The organism is Shinella sp. WSJ-2, assembly GCF_003432075.1.
Lineage (GTDB): Bacteria > Pseudomonadota > Alphaproteobacteria > Rhizobiales > Rhizobiaceae > Shinella.
The window spans coordinates 206,559-223,946 of the sequence record NZ_QWBU01000008.1 but is presented as its reverse complement, the minus strand read 5'-3'; the positions used below and the strand labels follow the sequence as shown (position 1 = coordinate 223,946).

Genomic DNA, 17,388 nt, shown 5'->3' with positions numbered 1-17,388 from the left:
CTCATGAGCCCAAAACGACGAAGGAGAAAAGGAAGAGCTTGACCGCAACCACCGACCCGAACGACATCTAATAGGCGGGTCAATTCTCGGTGGAAATGCCGGGTCAGTTCTCAGTGGCAATCAACATAGACGGATCTATCCCAGGCGTGCAACCAAATCGTCGGCTGATAGGTGTGAGTAGCGCCGAAGCATCCTTAGCTCTCTGTGACCGCTAATGGTAGAAACTTCGATAACGTTCAACCCTCGCTCGAATAGACGGCTGACGCCCTCGTGACGCAAGTCGTGAAAGCGTAGCGACTTGACCCCTACCCTGATGAGCAACCGACGCCACGCCTGCTCCAATGCTCCTGGCGTCATTGGGAAAACTGTAGATTGATCTATCGGCGCACGATCCTTCCAAGCCATCAACGCGTCGAATGCTCTCTGAGACAAAGGCACCTCGCGACCGGAGCCGTTCTTGGTCAGAGCGAGCGTGATCACCCGGCGATTGTGCGAGATGTCGGACCAGTTCAGGCCAAGGATCTCCCCTCGACGCATCCCGGTCTCGATCGCCAGGATGAGCAGTGTCTTGAGGTATGGCGTCTGCCCGCCGTCGCAACCGTCGAGCAGACGCTGCTCCTCGTTGCCTGTTAGTCGGCGGCTTCGCTCATTTCGGATCACCGGACGGCGCACTAGCTTCACGACGTTCTTCCCGAGCGGCAGCCCCCAATCGCGGATGGCAACCTCAAGGACGTGGCTCAGGATAGCGAGTTCGCGGACAGTGGTAGATGGAGCTACCGACTGCAGGCGCTCGTCGCGGAACGAGGCGATATCCTGCTGGCTCAGTCCGATCAGCGTCCGGTATGCGAGATCATGGCGACGCAGCACGTCGATCCGCTGGATCTCCTGAACGGATCCGCGCTTGGTGGGTGAGATTTCGCGTTGGTAGCGATCCAGGAGCTGCCCAAGCGTCGTGGTCTCGAGGATCTTCGTGTCCGGTGCGGCACCGAAGCGATCAACCTGGGCTTCAAGATCACGCGCCCACTTCTCGGCCTCCTGCTTTGTGTCGAAGGATTTGCAGCGAGGCTTCATGCCACGCCGACGCACCTGGGCTTGCCAGCGTCCTCTGAGTTTTCGGATTGTAGCCATGTGATCTCCAACGGCTTGTTGCTGTCGATCACGCGTAGGATGCCCCTGGAGGGGCGCCAAGGATTATCCCGGCACTTCACAGATGGTGAACTTTAATCTTTTGTCGGTGTGTGTTACCTATTGCGTAACGATTCCGATTCTATTACTTATTGGGTAACGGGCGACGGCTGATGAAAATCGATTTTGCGAATGGCAAACTTCGACGTCAGCTGGAGTCTGACAAGGAGTTGAGGAAGGCATACGGTGATCGCGCTAGCCGCCTGAAAATGCGGATAGCGGTGTTGGAGCAGGCGAGCAATCTCAGCGAGGTCCCTACTGATCCGCCAGATCGATGCCATCAGCTTGATGGTGAATGGGCTGGCTGTTTTGCGGTAGCTGTCACCGGGAATTGGCGGCTCATATTTGAGCCTGATCACGACCCGGTCCCAATTCGCGACGACGGAGGCATAGACCGTGCCGCCGTTGTCGCGATTCGGATTCGCGCTATTGTTGACTACCATTGAAACCAAATGACCTTTCAAACAGTGATGGCGATGGGATTGGGCGATGGTTGCTGTAAGGAAGAAGGAAGACTGGGCGCCAGATTGGGCAACTCATCCTGGTGAGCATCTTGCCGAGTATCTTGAGGACCGGGGATGGTCCCAAGCCGAATTTTCCAGGCTGGCGGACATGAGCCCGAAGCATGTTAGCACTATCATCAACGGCACCAACCCGGTGACGGCAGAAACGGCATTGAAACTAGAACGCGTTCTTGGTTTAAAGGCCAGCATCTGGACAGGCTTGCAGGCGAAGTGGGATCTCCATGAAGCCAAGGCTGCCAACCACCAGACACTGGCCGATGCGGATCAGGTTCTCTCCAAGTTCCCAATCAAAGAGCTGAAAGATCGTGGTGCGCTGCCCGCGACCAATGATAACGGCCGACTTCTAAGCTCCCTCCTGGAGTTCTTTGCTGTCGGAAGCCCGCATGCTTTCGGTGCCAGATGGGCAAACTTAGCTGTCCATCATAGACAATCTAAGGCCTTCGATACCAGCCAATTTCATGTTGCCGCGTGGCTGCTCCTTGGAGAGAAGAAGGCGCGCGGGATGAACCTGCCGGCGTTTGACCCCGACAAGTTTGCTAATGCTGTGCTTGAAATCCGTAAGCTGACAACCAGCCCGCCGGAGATCTTCTATCCTCGTATGGTGGATCTATGCCGTAGCGCCGGCGTGGCATTTGTGCTTGAGAAGCCGATTTCGAAGACCTGTCTATTCGGTTCCGCTCGATGGCTCGAGGGCGATAGAGCAATCATTCAAATGTCGTTGCGAATGAAGAGTAACGACCATTTCTGGTGGACATTCTTCCATGAAGCCGCCCACATAACGCTTCATAGGGGACGAGCGTTCGCTGACGATAAGGGCGGCGAGGGTGACGGAGTGGAGGATGAGGCCGATGCCTGGGCGGAGGAAAACCTCGTTGGCAGGACTAGATTTGCCGCTTTCAAGAGAACTAACCCGAGGTCTGAAGTAGCTGTGAAAGCGTTCGCTAAGCAGGTCGAGATCCATCCAGGTATCGTTGTTGGAATGCTACAGCACAGCGGTGCAATTCCATACCGCAACCTGAACGGGCTTAAAGCGCGGTATGAATGGGTGGACTGATAAGTAGTTCACTACATTTAGCAGCACCAAACGACGACTAATTTCCGCCCGGTTTCCGCTTCGCCTTGAGCCGTGTCCTTTTCGATGAAATTGTCCATGCTGCCCGGTCGATCGGAATTTGCTCGACCTTTTCGATCATCCCCCAGTAGGATGCCATGAAGGCTTTGTTGGGGGACTCAATCAACAGCTCCACAATTTCGCAGAGGATTTTTTGGCAATCAAACCACATTTCGACTTTAACGACATCCAGCGAATGTATAGATACCGTAAGATCTGCATTGATTTTCGTATTATCTCTATTCAGGGCTTCAATCCACTGCCCATGCGCCACCTTGTTACGGATTAGACTGGGATCTGCCACCAAAGACGTAACGCATTTCTTCAACCTCTGTTTGACATTTGGCGTGAAATTGCTTTTAGTTGCTGCACTCTTCAAGAAGGCGAGCTGGATACACTTTTCCCAGCCATCCACAACACTCCCGACGCGTATCGACGCCTTAATTTGCGCGATCTCGATAAGTGAGAAGCCTTTTGGCGTGTGAATTGTTTTTGAAAAATTCGCCTCTACCCAGGCACAGAAAACAAGCGCCAGTGCTTTCGTATGCACATCAACCGCTACGAGATTTCCGCTTCGTAGCGCGTCATTGATCGACCGCCTAATTTGCTTACGAGCGACTTCCAGCGCACGAACATTTTTGCATTGCGCACTATAAATCGCCAGGCGGGATGCGTTATCCATTTTACACTCAACCCGGGCTGTCGAAACGCAGCCTGACAAGACAACGTTTCAACAGCCCGGAATTGAACCGGGGCCTCGCGACTAAGTCGCGCGCTCTGACCTTGCTGAGCTACTGCTGCAGCTCGTCAATAGCACCACAACTGTTTCCTATCAAGCACGCTCCCCGAGAGACCGCTGGCCAGAAGGCCAAGCTCTATTCAAAGCGGTCCAGATAGACCCAAGGACCACTAGCGTTGATCCGGTCAGCTGCGCGCTGAGCTATAGCCGGATCCACATCAGCGAAGTTCTCTTCGATCCATTCTGCAGGATCGATGTTCCAATCCTCAACAAGATCTCCAGCATAGTCCTGGTGATCAGCCGCGAGGCCAATATTCTCTTGGCTCATAAAAGCCGCGATGATTTCATCATCGTCCATAGCGTTCTCCACGTCGTGCATTTTTCCGAAGCGGGATGAAGTTGCAACGACGCTAAGCGCGCCGCTAGTGTGGCCCTTACTGAAACCTTCCATACAAAGAGTAGGACTGTCAGCGACGATCAAGTAGGGAAAACCTTACGGCCCAAGGTCCATAATGGCGGAGAGGGTGGGATTCGAACCCACGATACGGTTGCCCGTATGCCGCATTTCGAGTGCGGTGCTTTCGACCACTCAGCCACCTCTCCGCTTAACTGGTCGGCGCTCTTCAGCGCGGGGCGGTACATAGCGGGTGTCGGGCGGGGGCGCAAGGGGGCGGGGCTTGAGAAAATTCATCTCTTTGTCATGGTGACGGGAATTCTCTTGACAGTTTCCGGCGGCTCACCTATTGCGCAAGGTGCAGTGGCATAGGTCTCACTTGTGCCGCTACGAAGGTTCTTTGCGCTTTCGGCCTTGGATTTCAAGCGCCGCCTGCCTGGACCCTCTTTAAGCCGGCGGTGCGCCAATGCATCGTCATTCCCGCGACTGATAAAAAGACGGCCTTGCCCTTTGGGACAAAGAGCCGGCACGAACATGAAAGGATATAAAATGTTCGCAGTCATCAAGACCGGCGGTAAGCAGTACCGCGTGGCCGCCAACGACGTTCTGACGATTGAAAAGCTGTCGGGCGACGCTGGTGCGAAGATCGAATTCACCGAAGTGCTGATGGTCGGCGTTGGCGCCGATGCAACGATCGGCGCGCCCTTCGTCGAAGGCGCCGTCGTCACCGCAGAAGTCGTCGAGCATGGCCGCGCCAAGAAGGTTATCGCCTTCAAGAAGCGCCGTCGCCAGAACTCGAAGCGTTCGCGCGGTCATCGTCAGCACAACACGACTGTCCGCATCATCGACATCGCTGGCGCCGGCAAGGCGAAGAAGGCTTCCAAGAAGTCTGACGCCGCCGAAGCCGCAGCCGAATAATCCGGACAGGTAAAGGAGAACTCCCATGGCACACAAAAAAGCTGGCGGCTCCTCGCGCAACGGTCGCGATTCCCAGTCCAAGCGCCTCGGCGTGAAGAAGTTCGGCGGCGAAGCCGTCCTCGCAGGCAACATCATCGTCCGTCAGCGCGGCACGCAGTGGCATCCCGGTGCCAATGTCGGCCTCGGCAAGGATCACACGATCTTCGCTCTGACAGCTGGCAATGTGAATTTCCGTACGAAGGCCAACGGTCGCATTTACGTGTCTGTAGCCCCGAAAGCGGAAGCAGCGGAATAAGCCGGTAGCGCTCTAAAACAGCCGGCGTCTCATCGACCCGGCTGGCGCTACAGGTTTCAGGCCTGAAGAAGAAAAAGGGAGATGAGGCAAGACCTTATCTCCCTTTTTCGTTCTGGAGGACTGAACATGCAAACCGAGTTGTTGCGGGAAGACCAATCACGGTCTCCCCAGGAAAGGCTGAGGCCTGACCGGTCGAGGACCGATTGCCCGATCTTACTGTCGCCGCGGCTCGTCATGAGAGCCCCGCACGAAGACGACATCGACGCCCTTGCCCATCTCGCCAACAACGCCAATATCGCCAACATGGTCGCCCGCATGCCGCACCCCTATACGGTTGCGGATGCCGCCGATTTCGTGCGACGCACACGCGCCGGCGCGATTGGCAAGTGCGTCTATGCCATTACGAAAGCTGACAACGGCGCCTTCCTCGGTTGCTGCGGTATCGAACCGCATGAGGATGGACGCACGGTCGAGTTGGGCTATTGGCTGGGCGAACCCCACTGGAACCAGGGTTATGTCACGGAAGCGGCGCATGCGCTGATCGACATGGTCTTTCGCACCCGCGATGTCGACCAGATCGATGCGCGCTGCCGGGTCATGAACATACCCTCGCGGCGCGTCATCCAGAAGTGCGGCTTCCAGTTCCAGGCGACCGGCATGGTGCAGAGCCTTGCCGTCGGCGGCATGGTGCCTGTCGAGTGGTACAGGCTTGACCGCAAGACCTGGGTCTCGCTGAAGAGCTGGGGAGGCATGCGATGAACGCCATGCAAACCTCCGTCGAACGGACGCGCGTCGCCGGTCCCGGCCCCTGCCCGACCATCACGACGGCCCGCCTGACGCTGCGTCCTCACCGTATGTCGGATGCGGACGCGATCGCCCAATCGCTGGCCGATTTCCAGGTCTCGCGCATGCTGGCGCGCGTCCCCGCCCCCTACGACCGGCAGGATGCCACCGAATGGCTTTCGGTGATGACCACCGATCTCAACGAGGGCTGGGCCTTCGCCATCACCGCGGATGACGACGTGCATATCGGCTGCGTGTCCTTCGAGAAGAGGCGCAAAGGCTGGGAGATCGGCTATTGGCTGAACCGCTTCTACTGGCGGCGCGGCTATATGAGCGAGGCGGTGCATGCGGCCATCGCACGCTTCCTGATGCGCATGCCGGGCACGGAAATCCATTCCGGCGTCTTCGCCGACAACCTCGCCTCGCTCAAGGTGCAAGAAAAGGCAGGCTTCCGCATCACCGGCTGCAGCGACATCTTCAGCACCGCCCGCGGGGCGATGGTGCCGCATATCGAAACGCTGCTGGCACCGGGTGATTTCCGCCCGGCCTCGCCAAGGCATTGATATCGATCGGGGCGGAGAGATCCGCCCCGCTTTACGACAGCTCGAACCAGACCGGCATATGGTCGGAGCCGAAGGCGGTTTCATCGACCCAGGCATCCTTCAGGCGCTCCACGAGGCCGTGGCTGAGGAAACAGTAGTCGAGGAACATGCGGTCGGCATGATCCTTCGGGTTGATCCAGCTGAAGCTTGCGGCATGGCGCTTGCCAAGCCCCGCCAGCGCATCGACGGGATTGGTGGCGCGGATCTGGCGGCCGTAGAGCGCGTCGACATCGCCGACCATTTCGCAATATTCCGGCGATTCCGGCACCATGTTGAAGTCGCCCATCAGGACGTAATCTTCCGGCACCGGAGGTTCGGGCAGTCCGAATTCATGGGCGCCGGAAATCGCACCGCCCTCGAAGCTGTAGAACTGGGCGCGGTCCTTGAGATAGCGAATCTGCGCGATGCGCTCGTCGCGGTGGACATGGTCGAGATGCACGGAATAGACGCGCAGCGGGCCGCTGGACGTGGCGATCACCGCCTCGGTCGCGCCGCGCTGGAGGTTCAGCTTGTCGAGCGTGCGGGTGCGGGGAAGTGAAATGAGGCGGGTCGAGACGATCGGCCAGCGGGAGAAGATCATGTTGCCGAACTGGAAGCGGCGGTTGACCACGCGGCCCTTCTCGATTGCCGAGCCCGCATCGAGATCACAGGCCGGCCAGAAGGCTGAATAGTGGTTGGCAAGCAGGGTCTGCAATTCGGCGACCATGTCGATGCCGCCATTGAGGTGGAAGTTGCGGGTCACCTCCTGCAAGGCGATGATATCGGCGCCGTGGATCGACGAGACGATGCGCGGCAGGTCGAGGCGATCGTCGAGACCGATGCCGTACTGGATGTTATAGCTGACGAATTTCACGATAGTCTTTGACCTCTGCGGGAAGCGGCTATATCGAAGACGGCAAAATGAGCATGTTGAACAGAATAAAGCGAACGGCGAGCCGATGAAGTTCCTGGACGAAGCAAAAGTCTATATCCGGTCCGGCGACGGCGGGGCAGGGGCTGTCTCGTTCCGCCGTGAAAAATTCGTCGAATTCGGCGGCCCCGACGGCGGCGATGGCGGACGCGGCGGCGATGTGTGGGTGGAGGCCGTCAACGGCCTCAACACGCTGATCGACTTCCGCTTCCAGCAGCATTTCAAGGCCTCGACCGGCACGCACGGCATGGGTCGCAACCGCACGGGCGCCAACGGCGCCTCGGTGACGCTGAAGGTGCCCGTCGGCACGCAGATCTTCGAGGAAGACAATGAGACGCTGATCGTCGACATGGTGGCCGAGGGGCAGCGCTTTAAGCTCGCCGCCGGCGGCAATGGCGGCTTCGGCAACGCGCATTTCAAGTCGGCCACCAACCAGGCGCCGAACTGGGCCAATCCGGGCCTTGAAGGGGATGAGAAGACCATCTGGCTGCGGCTGAAGCTGATCGCCGATGCCGGTCTCGTCGGCCTGCCGAATGCCGGCAAGTCGACCTTCCTGGCCACCTGCACCCGCGCTCGGCCGAAGATCGCCAACTATCCCTTCACGACGCTGCACCCGAATCTCGGCGTGGCGACGATCGACGGCAGCGAATTCATCTTCGCCGACATTCCCGGCCTCATTGAGGGCGCGCATGACGGTGTGGGCCTCGGCGACCGCTTCCTCGGCCATGTCGAGCGCACGCGCGTGCTGCTGCATCTCGTCTCCGCGCAGGAAGAGGATGTCGGCAAGGCCTACAAGACGGTGAAACACGAGCTGGAAGCCTATGGCGGCGGCATTACCGACAAGCCGGAGATCGTGGCACTCTCGCAGATCGACCTTCTCGACGAGGACGAGCTGAAGAGGAAGACCAAGGCGCTGCAAAAGGCCTGCGGCCAGCCGGTGCTGCAGCTTTCCGCGGTCGCCAATGTCGGCATGGTCGGCGCGCTGCGCGCCGTACGCGACATCATCGTTCAATCGAAGAATGCCGGATCCGACGAGTGAGATGACGAAGAACCGCAAACCGCTCGGAAAACACCGCCGGATTGTGATCAAGATCGGCTCGGCCCTGCTCGTAGACCGGGCGACGGGCCTGAAGAAGGCCTGGCTCGACGCCATGTGCCGCGACATCGCGGCGCTCCGGGCCGGCGGCACCGATGTGCTCGTCGTCTCCTCCGGCGCCATCGCGCTTGGCCGCTCCGTGCTGAGGGTGCCGGCCGGTGCCCTGAAGCTGGAGGAAAGCCAGGCCGCTGCCGCCGTCGGCCAGATCGCGCTGGCGCGCGCCTGGTCGGAGAGCCTGTCCTCCGACGATATCGTCGCCGGCCAGATTCTGCTGACGCTCGGTGACACGGAAGAGCGCCGCCGTTATCTCAATGCGCGCGCGACGATCAACCAGCTTCTGAAGCTCGGCGCCGTACCGATCATCAATGAGAACGACACCGTCGCCACGACGGAAATCCGCTACGGCGACAACGATCGCCTCGCTGCCCGCGTCGCGACGATGACGGGCGCCGACCTGCTCGTTCTGCTGTCCGATATCGACGGCCTCTATACGGCGCCGCCGCATCTCGACCCCGAAGCCCGCTTCCTCGAAACCATCGACGCCATCACGCCCGAGATTGAGGCAATGGCGGGCGGTGCGGCGTCGGAACTGTCGCGCGGCGGCATGCGTACCAAGATCGATGCCGGCAAGATCGCGACGGGCGCAGGCTGCGCCATGATCATCGCCTCCGGCAAGGTCGATCATCCCCTGCGCGCCATCGAAGAGGGTGCGCGCTCCTCGTGGTTTGCGCCTTCGGGCTCGCCGGTCACGGCGCGCAAGACGTGGATTGCCGGGCAGTTGCAGCCGGCTGGCCGGCTGGAGATCGATGCCGGTGCCGAAACGGCGCTGAGTGCGGGAAAAAGCCTGCTGCCCGCCGGGGTACGCGGTGTCTGGGGCGCGTTTTCGCGTGGCGATACCGTATCGATCTACGGCACGAACGGCCGCGAGATCGCCCGTGGCCTTGCCGGCTACGATGCGGATGAAGCGCGGCTGATCGTCGGCAAGAAATCCGCTGATATTGCCGAAATCCTCGGCTATGCCGGCCGCGCCGCGATGGTGCATCGGGACGACCTCGTGGTGACCGGCCTTGCCGCATCCACCGCGGAGGCGGGAAAGGACGTGAGCCATGCTTGATCAGGTCAAGACCGATATCGACGCCCTGATGGCCGAGATCGGCCGCAATGCCCGCGCCGCCGCCCGCCCATTGGCCATCGCCACGGCCACTGAGAAGAACCGCGCGCTCGAAGCCATGGCGGCCGAAATCTTCGCCAACCGCGAGGCCATCCTCGCGGCCAATGCCATCGATCTCGCCAATGCCCGCGAAAGCGGCGTCGCGGCTTCCTTCATCGACCGGTTGACACTGACGCCCGAGCGCATCGACGGCATCGCCGCTGCGATCCGCGATATCGCGGACCTGAAGGACCCGGTCGGCGACATCATCGCCGAATGGGACCGGCCGAACGGCCTGCATATCGAGCGCGTGCGCACGCCGCTCGGCGTCATCGGCGTGATCTACGAAAGCCGGCCGAATGTGACGGCCGATGCCGGTGCGCTGTGCCTGAAGGCCGGCAACGCCGTGATCCTGCGCGGCGGTTCCGACAGCGTGAATTCATCGCAGGCGATCCATTCCTGCCTTGTTGCCGGCCTCAAAGCCGCCGGCCTGCCGGAACACGCAATCCAATACGTGCCCGTCACCGACCGTGCCGCCGTCGGCGCCATGCTGTCGGGCCTCAACGGTTCGATCGACGTCATCGTGCCGCGCGGCGGCAAAAGCCTCGTCGCGCGCGTGCAGAGCGAGGCGCGCGTTCCGGTCTTTGCCCATCTCGAAGGTCTCTGCCATATCTATGTCGACAAATCCGCCGACCTGGAGATGGCGAAAAAGATCGTGCTCAATGCCAAGATGCGCCGTACCGGCGTCTGCGGCGCGGCCGAAACGCTGCTGATCGACCGAGCCGTTGCCCACACGCATCTTACCCCGCTCGTCGAAGGCCTCGTCGCCGCCGGCTGCGAGGTGCGCGCCACGGACGAGATCCGCGCCCGCATCCCCGGTCTTGTCGCCGCAAGCGAACAGGACTGGTCGACGGAATATCTCGACGCGATCATTTCCGTTTCGCTGGTCGATGGCATTTCCGGCGCAATCGAGCATATCAACCGCTGGTCCTCCGCCCACACGGAAGCCGTGATCGCCGAAGACGCCGACGTGGTCGAACGTTTCTTCACGGAGATCGATTCAGCCATTCTCGTGCACAATGCCTCCACCCAGTTCGCCGATGGCGGCGAGTTCGGCATGGGCGGCGAGATCGGCATCGCGACCGGCAAAATGCATGCGCGCGGCCCCGTCGGCGTCGAGCAGCTGACCTCGTTCAAGTACCGGGTGCGCGGCACCGGACAGGTGCGGCCCTGAGGTGACGGCGGACGCGGTTGCAGAGCGTTATCTGAGGATGCCGCATGTCGAGAAGGGCATGGCGGTCGGCCTGTTTGGCGGCTCGTTCAACCCGCCGCACCAAGGCCATGCACTGGTTGCCGAAACCGCGCTTCGCCGCCTTGGCCTCGATCAGCTCTGGTGGATGGTGACGCCAGGCAACCCGCTGAAAGATCACAAGGAACTGGCGCCGCTCGCCGAGCGCATCCGTCTCAGCGAAGAGATTGCTCCCAGTCCCCGTATCAAAGTGACGGCCTTCGAAAAACGGCTTGGGCAGAGCTATACGGCCAAGACGCTGGAGCGCGTGCAGGCGCTGAACCGCGGCGTGAATTTCGTCTGGATCATGGGCGCCGACAACCTGAAAACCTTCCACAAGTGGCAGAACTGGCAGAAGATCGCCTGCACTTTCCCCATTGCCGTCATCGACCGACCGGGCTCGACACTCGCCTATCTCTCCTCGCGCATGGCCAAAACCTTTGACTATGCCCGTGTCGATGAGGAGGATGCGATGAGCCTGCCGGGCCGGCGCGCACCCGCCTGGACCTTCATCCACGGGCCACGCTCTCCGCTCAGTTCAACGGCGCTGCGGACACGCACAACGTTAGAGAAAACCATCCATCAAAAGTGACGTCTTGAAAGTGGTAACCATTGGTGCCTACATTTAGTAGGTGCCGGCGACCACATATACCGGCACGAGACGTGCTTGACCTGTTTTACGGAAAGGAACGAACCTGACAACAGCGCACGCAAAGGGAAACGTCATCGGCGTTTTCTCCAGGAGCGCGGGCCGCAGCGACGATGCCGCCGACCGTGCCCTTCACCTGGTCCTCGCTAGCCTCGAGGACTCGAAGGCAGAAGATATCGTCACGATCAACATTGCCGGTAAATCGGCGCTGGGCGACTACATGGTGGTCGTGTCCGGACGCTCGAACCGTCACGTTATGGCGATTGCCGATCACCTCATCTCCGACATGAAGGACGAAGGCCTGGGCAATGCCCGCGTCGAGGGCCTTGAAGCCGGCGACTGGGTGCTCATCGACACGGGCGATATCATCGTCCATGTGTTCCGGCCCGAGATCCGGGAGTTCTACAACATCGAACGGATGTGGGCGGCTCCCGAGATGGAAGACGGCACGGTTCACTAAACTCAGTAAGACGCCGGGCACCTGTCTGGCGAGGAAACACGGTGGCGCGGCTTAGGCGCCACCCGAACGGACAGGGCTTCGGGCGATGCGGGTTGGACTTTTTGCGGTTGGACGGCTGAAGGCCGGCCCTGAGAAGGATCTTGCGGCCCGCTATATCGACCGTTTCGCGAAGGCCGGTCCCGCCATCGGTCTCGAACTCGGCAAGATGGCCGAAGTCGGCGAAAGCCGCGCCGGCAATGCCGAGACGCGCAAGCGCGAGGAAGCGGCAATGCTGGAAAAGGCACTGCCCGACGGCGCCGTGCTGATCCTGCTCGACGAGCGCGGCAAATCACTCGATTCGCCCGGTTTCGCCAATCTCCTCGGCGGGTTCCGCGATGCCGGAAAGCGCGAGCTGATGATCGCCATCGGCGGCGCCGACGGGCTCGACCCCGCGCTCTACGACCGCGCAGACGCAACGCTGTGCCTCGGCAAGATGACCTGGCCGCACCAGCTCGTGCGCATTCTGCTCGCCGAGCAACTCTATCGCGCCGTCACCATTCTCTCCGGCCATCCCTATCACCGCAGCTGACACCATCGCCGCGCAAGCCCCCTGGTTCAGAATGGCAGGGGTTCAGGATGGCAGAGGCCGTATTTTCGGCGCTCTTCTGTCCAAGGGATCTTCAGGTCGCAGGTTTTCTTGGCGAAAGCGCCAAATCAGCTTAGAGCGGTCAGAACAGATTTTTGGGAAACGATGACGAAAACCGGCAAAGCCTATCCCGGTGGAGACGTCAGCCGCCTGCTGCGGCTGGCGCTGCTTTCGGCTGCGCTATCGTTTGTCCTCCTGTCTTCTCCCGTTGCCGCCGAGCCCAACGAGGCGACGGTCACGACCGGTTCCCTGCCGAAGGCCGAGGTCGATCCCGCCGCGGCCCTCTCGCTGCGCCGTGACAGCACGCGCCGCGAGCTGGAAACGCTCTCCCAGTCGATCACCGTTTCCGACGAGAAGACCAAGGCGCTGGAAGCCGAAATCGCCAAGCTCGACAAGTCGCGCCAGACGCTGCGCGACGAAATCGTTAAATCCGCGGCGATGCGCAAGGACATGGAAGAGAAGATTCTGGCCGGCGAAAAGCGGCTGGAAGGCATGCGCGAGCGGGAGGCAGGCGTGCGCGCCTCGCTGCACGATCGCCGCGGCCTGCTCGCCGAAGTGCTCGCTGCGCTTCAGCGCATGGGCCGCAACCCGCCGCCGGCGCTGCTGGTGACGCCCGATGATGCGCTCGCCTCGGTACGCAGCGCCATCCTGCTCGGGGCCGTTGTGCCCGGCATCCGCAAGGAGACCGACGGGCTCATCGACGATCTCTCCGCATTGATGGACATCAAGAGCGACATCGACCGCGAGCACACGGAACTGACGGATGCCATGCAGCTGCGGCTTGAGGAGGAGAAGCGCTCCGAACTCTTGATAGCGGAGAACGAGGCTCTGGCCACGACCAACAACCGGACGCTCGCCGCCGAGCGCCGCCGCGCCGAAGAGCTCGCGGCGCGTGCCTCGAGCCTCGAGGGCCTGATCGGCAGCCTCGAGCAGGAGATAGGTTCGGTGCGCGATGCGGCAGCGCTCGCCAAGTCGCAGGAAGAGGCGCGGCGCAACCAGTCGGACGCCGAACGCGAGAAGGCACGCGCCTTGGCCCGCGACAGCGTGCCCGACAAAAACCGCATTGCTCCCGCATACGAATTTCAGGAATTGCAGGCAAAACTCGACTATCCCGTGGCCGGGGACGTGCTGCGCCGGTTTGGCGAAGCGGACGGTACCGGACATGATTCGCAGGGCGTGACGCTGGCGACCAGTGCGGGTGCCCTCGTCACGGCTCCGTCGGATGGATGGATCGTCTTTGCCGGAACGTTTCGCAGTTATGGGCGCATGATCATCCTGAATGCCGGCGGAGGTTATCACCTGGTTCTCTCGGGCATGGACAAGGTGAATGTGCGCGAGGGTCAGTTCGTCGTGGCGGGTGAACCGCTCGCCGTGATGGGTGAAAAAAGGGTTGCGAGTGTCAATGCTTTGACGCTGGAAACAGACAAGCCGACACTTTACATTGAATTCCGAAAGAACGGAAAACCGGTTGATTCCCAGCCGTGGTGGTCCGCCAAATATTCTGGAAAGGCACGCAATGATTCGTAGGGCTTCACTCGTTCTCGTCGGTGCACTCATGGGTGCGACGGCCATGAGCGTCATCAACACGGCAACGCTGCCCGCCGAAGCCGCCGGCTCGTCGACGTATCGCGAGCTGTCCATCTTCGGCGACGTGTTCGAGCGTGTGCGCGCGCAATATGTGACGCCACCGAAGGAAGACCAGCTGATCGAGAGCGCCATCAACGGCATGCTCTCCTCGCTCGACCCGCATTCCTCCTACATGAATGCCAAGGACGCCGAAGACATGCGCACCCAGACGCGCGGTGAATTCGGCGGTCTCGGCATCGAAGTCACGATGGAAGACGAGCTCGTCAAGGTCATCACGCCGATCGACGACACGCCGGCCGCCCGTGCCGGCGTTCTTGCCGGTGACTTCATCTCGAAGATCGACGGTGCTGATGTCCGCGGCCTGAAGCTGGAAGAAGCCGTCGAGAAGATGCGGGGCGCCGTCAACACGCCGATCAAGCTGACGCTGATTCGCAAGGGCGCCGACAAGCCGATCGAACTCACCATCATGCGCGACATCATCGCTGTCCGTGCGGTGAAGTCGCGCGTCGAAGGCGATGTCGGGTATCTGCGCGTCATTTCCTTCACGGAAAAGACCTATGACGACCTGGAAGCCGCGATCACCAAGATCAAGAAGGAAGTGCCGGAAGACAAGCTGAAGGGCTACGTCCTCGACCTGCGTCTCAATCCGGGCGGTCTTCTCGACCAGGCGATCAACGTTTCCGACGCTTTCCTCGAGCGCGGCGAGGTCGTTTCGACCCGCGGTCGCAACGAGGACGAAACCCGCCGCTTCAACGCGACGCCGGGCGACGACACTGACGGCAAGCCGGTCATCGTGCTCGTCAACGGCGGCTCCGCTTCGGCTTCGGAGATCGTCGCAGGCGCACTGCAGGATCTGCGCCGCGCCACCGTGCTCGGTACGCGCTCCTTCGGCAAGGGATCGGTCCAGACCATTATTCCGATGGGCGACGCCGGTGCGCTGCGCCTGACGACCGCGCTCTACTACACGCCGTCGGGCAAATCGATCCAGGGTACTGGCATCACGCCTGACATCACGGTCGAACAGCCGCTACCGGCCGATCTGCAGGGCAAGCTGGAAACCGCGGGTGAATCCAGCCTGCGCGGTCATATCCAGGGCCAGAGCGAGACGGACCAGGGCTCCGGTTCTTCGGCTTATGTGCCGCCGGAAGCCAAGGACGACGTGCAGCTTCAGTACGCGCTGGAACTGCTGCGCGGCCAGAAGACCGACAAGGCGTTTCCGGCCAATCCGGAAAAGGCCGAGCTGAAGAACTAATCCTCTGCATCCGGGCCCGTCACCGCACGGGCCCGGATGTTCTATATAGAGCTTCGGCCAGCGCGGACTGACCTTGGGCACAGACATTCACGCACCGCTCGGCCAGGACCGCAAGGCAAGGCCGCAACCGGCGGGACCGTCACGGTTCTCTGCCGGTACGGTCGTGTTTGCCCTCAGCGTTGCCGGCCTTCTCGGCTTTTCCGCCTGGACGGCCATGGCGCCGAGCGGCCTCATCACAACGCCGCTGCCCGCACCCGCGGAAGAAGCCGCCGGCAAAAACCAGACCACAGACAAGGCCGACCAGAAGGTCGCCGTCGCCAAAGAGCGCGTGCCCCGCACATCGGGCCTTTCGGGCGCGCGCGTCGAGGAAACGCTGACCGATGACGGCAATGTCGTGCGTACCTACAAGCCCGGTGGGCGTACAGGGTCCGGTCCGCTGATCATCGAGGCCGGCGGTGTCGGCCAGGATTCACGCACGGCCGCCTTCCCGAACGAGGACCTGCTGGAGGATACATCCGACGGCAAGATCCCTGTGATCGGCCTCGACGGCACGCGGCCGATGGATCAATACGCCCGGCCCTGGTCGGGCGCGCGCGGCACGCGCATCGCCATCGTCGTCGGCGGCCTTGGTCTCAGCCAGACGGGCACACAGCGCGCCATCCGCGAACTGCCCGGCGAAGTGACGCTCGCCTTTGCCGCCAGCGGCAACAGCCTGCCGCGCTGGATGCAGGAAGCCCGCCGCGACGGCCACGAAATCCTGCTGCAGGTGCCTTTCGAACCCTTCGACTATCCGGAGAACGACCCCGGCCCGCACACGCTGCGCACCGATCTCGGCGACGCCAAGAACCTTGCCGAGTTGCACCGCGCCATGGCGAAGACCACCAACTATACCGGCATCGTGAACTTCATGGGCGGGCGCTTCCTCTCCGATGCGGACGCGCTGGAGCCGGTCATGCGCGATGTCGCCAGCCGCGGCCTGCTTTTCCTTGACGACGGCAGTTCGGCGCAGTCGTTGTCCGGCACGATTGCCGGCGCTGTCGAGGCGCCGCATGCCTTTGCCGATCTCCAGCTCGACGCCGACCTGTCGCGCGAATCGGTGCTGAAGAAGCTCGACGAGCTGGAGCGCATCGCGCGGCGCAACGGCACGGCCATCGGCATCGCCTCGGCCTTCGACGAGAGTGTCGACGCCATCCGCGAATGGTGCGAGGAAGCAGGCGGCCGCGGTATTGAGATCGTCGGTGTCGCCTCTCTCGCGGATATCCCCGCCAAACAATAGGAACAATTCGATGGGCAAGGACAAGGACAGGGTGATCAGGGCCGAGGATCTGCCCTATCGCCCCTGCGTCGGCATCATGGTGCTGAACACCGACAACAAAGTCTGGGCCGGCCGGCGCATCGCCATCGGCAATTCCGAATATGACGGCTCGCCGCAGCTCTGGCAGATGCCGCAGGGCGGCATCGACAAGGGCGAGGATCCGCTGGAAGCCGCCTATCGTGAGCTCTACGAGGAAACCGGCATGAAGAGCGTCTCGCTTCTCGCCGATGCCGGGCGCTGGATCAATTACGACCTGCCGGAACACCTGATCGGCATTGGCCTCAAGGGAAAATTCCGCGGTCAGACGCAGCGCTGGTACGCCTTCCGCTTCGAAGGCGCCGAAAGCGAGATCGCCATCAACCCACCACCGGGCGGGCACGAGCCGGAATTCGACGAATGGGGCTGGAAGCCGATGCGGGAACTGCCCGAGCTGATCGTGCCCTTCAAGCGCAAGGTCTATGAAGAGGTCGTCGCCGCCTTCGCTCATCTGGCACCCTGAATGCAA

20 protein-coding genes and 1 tRNA gene are annotated in these 17,388 nt (G+C 61.4%); 15 read left to right on the top strand and 6 right to left on the bottom strand.

The window, feature by feature from the left end:
- Positions 1-135 precede the first annotated feature (135 nt).
- Together D0Y60_RS18185 and D0Y60_RS25075 are read right to left on the bottom strand one after the other, a co-directional pair.
- Entirely contained in the window at positions 136-1,128 is a 993-nt protein-coding gene (locus D0Y60_RS18185) for a site-specific integrase (protein WP_117371380.1), read from the bottom strand.
- Between the two features lie 146 nt (positions 1,129-1,274).
- Complete coding sequence (locus D0Y60_RS25075; RefSeq protein ID WP_245409217.1) at positions 1,275-1,628, bottom strand: hypothetical protein; 354 nt, start codon at positions 1,626-1,628, stop codon at positions 1,275-1,277.
- 46 nt (positions 1,629-1,674) lie between these two features.
- Here D0Y60_RS25075 and D0Y60_RS18175 point away from each other — a divergent pair, with 46 nt between their 5' ends.
- Complete coding sequence (locus D0Y60_RS18175; protein WP_117371378.1) at positions 1,675-2,763, top strand: HigA family addiction module antitoxin; 1,089 nt, start codon at positions 1,675-1,677, stop codon at positions 2,761-2,763.
- Between the two features lie 37 nt (positions 2,764-2,800).
- On the opposite strand, the gene D0Y60_RS18170 is transcribed toward D0Y60_RS18175, so the two are convergent.
- The 3 genes from D0Y60_RS18170 to D0Y60_RS18160 form a co-directional block, all read right to left on the bottom strand.
- The gene (locus D0Y60_RS18170) at positions 2,801-3,502 is read right to left on the bottom strand and encodes a hypothetical protein (protein ID WP_147324539.1); all 702 of its coding nucleotides are present in this window, start codon (positions 3,500-3,502) and stop codon (positions 2,801-2,803) included.
- Between the two features lie 193 nt (positions 3,503-3,695).
- Positions 3,696-3,917 (bottom strand): hypothetical protein, encoded by a 222-nt coding sequence (locus D0Y60_RS18165; RefSeq protein ID WP_147324538.1) that lies wholly within the window; start codon positions 3,915-3,917, stop codon positions 3,696-3,698.
- Between the two features lie 155 nt (positions 3,918-4,072).
- Positions 4,073-4,162, bottom strand: a tRNA-Ser gene (locus D0Y60_RS18160).
- Between the two features lie 340 nt (positions 4,163-4,502).
- Between D0Y60_RS18160 and rplU the strand changes: the two genes are divergently transcribed.
- The 4 genes from rplU to D0Y60_RS18140 all read left to right on the top strand — a co-directional run bounded on the left by rplU (position 4,503) and on the right by D0Y60_RS18140 (position 6,512).
- Positions 4,503-4,871: a 50S ribosomal protein L21 gene (rplU, locus tag D0Y60_RS18155; RefSeq protein ID WP_050745338.1), complete on the top strand. Its 369-nt coding sequence runs from the start codon at positions 4,503-4,505 to the stop codon at positions 4,869-4,871.
- Between the two features lie 25 nt (positions 4,872-4,896).
- The gene (gene rpmA, locus D0Y60_RS18150) at positions 4,897-5,166 is read left to right on the top strand and encodes a 50S ribosomal protein L27 (protein WP_117371375.1); all 270 of its coding nucleotides are present in this window, start codon (positions 4,897-4,899) and stop codon (positions 5,164-5,166) included.
- Positions 5,167-5,292: 126 nt separating this feature from the next.
- The gene (locus tag D0Y60_RS18145) at positions 5,293-5,925 is read left to right on the top strand and encodes a GNAT family protein (protein WP_117371374.1); all 633 of its coding nucleotides are present in this window, start codon (positions 5,293-5,295) and stop codon (positions 5,923-5,925) included.
- Positions 5,922-6,512, top strand: a complete 591-nt coding sequence (locus D0Y60_RS18140; protein ID WP_117371373.1) for a GNAT family N-acetyltransferase — start codon at positions 5,922-5,924, stop codon at positions 6,510-6,512. Before D0Y60_RS18145 ends, D0Y60_RS18140 begins: the two co-directional genes overlap by 4 nt.
- Before the next feature lie 31 nt (positions 6,513-6,543).
- Here the strand turns inward: D0Y60_RS18140 and D0Y60_RS18135 are convergent, their stop codons facing one another.
- Positions 6,544-7,404 (bottom strand): endonuclease/exonuclease/phosphatase family protein, encoded by an 861-nt coding sequence (locus D0Y60_RS18135; protein WP_117371372.1) that lies wholly within the window; start codon positions 7,402-7,404, stop codon positions 6,544-6,546.
- 85 nt (positions 7,405-7,489) lie between these two features.
- Here D0Y60_RS18135 and obgE point away from each other — a divergent pair, with 85 nt between their 5' ends.
- The 10 genes from obgE to D0Y60_RS18085 all read left to right on the top strand — a co-directional run bounded on the left by obgE (position 7,490) and on the right by D0Y60_RS18085 (position 17,382).
- Positions 7,490-8,500 (top strand): GTPase ObgE, encoded by a 1,011-nt coding sequence (obgE, locus tag D0Y60_RS18130; protein ID WP_117371371.1) that lies wholly within the window; start codon positions 7,490-7,492, stop codon positions 8,498-8,500.
- A gap of 1 nt (position 8,501) precedes the next feature.
- Positions 8,502-9,671: a glutamate 5-kinase gene (proB, locus tag D0Y60_RS18125; protein WP_117371370.1), complete on the top strand. Its 1,170-nt coding sequence runs from the start codon at positions 8,502-8,504 to the stop codon at positions 9,669-9,671.
- Positions 9,664-10,941, top strand: a complete 1,278-nt coding sequence (locus tag D0Y60_RS18120) for a glutamate-5-semialdehyde dehydrogenase (RefSeq protein WP_117371369.1) — start codon at positions 9,664-9,666, stop codon at positions 10,939-10,941. The genes proB and D0Y60_RS18120 overlap by 8 nt, the downstream gene beginning before the upstream one ends.
- Positions 10,942-10,978: 37 nt before the next feature.
- On the top strand, positions 10,979-11,587 hold the full coding sequence (locus D0Y60_RS18115) for a nicotinate-nucleotide adenylyltransferase (protein ID WP_117371368.1): 609 nt from the start codon (positions 10,979-10,981) through the stop codon (positions 11,585-11,587).
- A gap of 103 nt (positions 11,588-11,690) precedes the next feature.
- Positions 11,691-12,104 (top strand): ribosome silencing factor, encoded by a 414-nt coding sequence (gene rsfS / locus D0Y60_RS18110; protein WP_117371367.1) that lies wholly within the window; start codon positions 11,691-11,693, stop codon positions 12,102-12,104.
- 85 nt (positions 12,105-12,189) lie between these two features.
- A complete protein-coding gene (gene rlmH / locus D0Y60_RS18105; protein WP_117371366.1) occupies positions 12,190-12,672 on the top strand; it encodes a 23S rRNA (pseudouridine(1915)-N(3))-methyltransferase RlmH in 483 nt (160 codons plus the stop codon).
- Positions 12,673-12,834: 162 nt separating this feature from the next.
- Positions 12,835-14,256 (top strand): murein hydrolase activator EnvC, encoded by a 1,422-nt coding sequence (locus D0Y60_RS18100; protein WP_117371365.1) that lies wholly within the window; start codon positions 12,835-12,837, stop codon positions 14,254-14,256.
- Positions 14,246-15,568 (top strand): S41 family peptidase, encoded by a 1,323-nt coding sequence (locus D0Y60_RS18095; protein WP_117371364.1) that lies wholly within the window; start codon positions 14,246-14,248, stop codon positions 15,566-15,568. Before D0Y60_RS18100 ends, D0Y60_RS18095 begins: the two co-directional genes overlap by 11 nt.
- 73 nt (positions 15,569-15,641) lie before the next feature.
- Complete coding sequence (locus D0Y60_RS18090) at positions 15,642-16,844, top strand: divergent polysaccharide deacetylase family protein (protein WP_117371363.1); 1,203 nt, start codon at positions 15,642-15,644, stop codon at positions 16,842-16,844.
- A 10-nt stretch (positions 16,845-16,854) separates the two neighbouring features.
- Positions 16,855-17,382 (top strand): RNA pyrophosphohydrolase, encoded by a 528-nt coding sequence (locus D0Y60_RS18085; RefSeq protein ID WP_117371362.1) that lies wholly within the window; start codon positions 16,855-16,857, stop codon positions 17,380-17,382.
- The last annotated feature ends 6 nt before the right edge of the window (positions 17,383-17,388 follow it).